Annotated in this window: 1 protein-coding gene; it reads right to left on the reverse strand. The window is 71.6% G+C overall.

Annotated features, from left to right (window positions below):
• Positions 1 to 401, reverse strand: a 401-nt coding sequence (locus tag DPV79_RS41765; RefSeq protein ID WP_279636680.1) for a wax ester/triacylglycerol synthase domain-containing protein, incomplete at both ends; no start/stop codon positions are given.

The following is a 401-nucleotide window of genomic DNA, read 5'->3' on the forward strand; positions in this document are numbered from 1 at the left end:
GGGTGACCGCGAGCGGCATCGTGGCCACCATCGCGTCGGTGGGAGGGGAGCCGCAACGCTCCAGATAGCGACGAACGGCACCGGCCACACACGCCAAAAAGACGTCGTTGATGGTGACGCCCAGCGTCTTGCTCACCTCGCGAACCTCGGCGAGCGGGAACGATTCGCAGGAGAACCGCCGGCTGCGCGACAGCCCGCGCTGAAACGGGCCCGGCGGTGCGGAGCGGTCGAACGTGGGCGGGACGCGCCGGTCGCCGTCTTTGGCGAACTCCCGTTCGATGCGCACCCGATCACGAACGGCCCGCACGGTCGGCGCGATCTTGCCGAGCCTGGAGGGCAGGTCCCGCAGGGCCCAACCGAGGCGTTGCCGGGTGGACGGCAGCGGCGGCGGCTCCCACGGG

Source organism: Burkholderia reimsis, from assembly GCF_003294055.1.
Lineage (GTDB): Bacteria > Pseudomonadota > Gammaproteobacteria > Burkholderiales > Burkholderiaceae > Burkholderia > Burkholderia cepacia.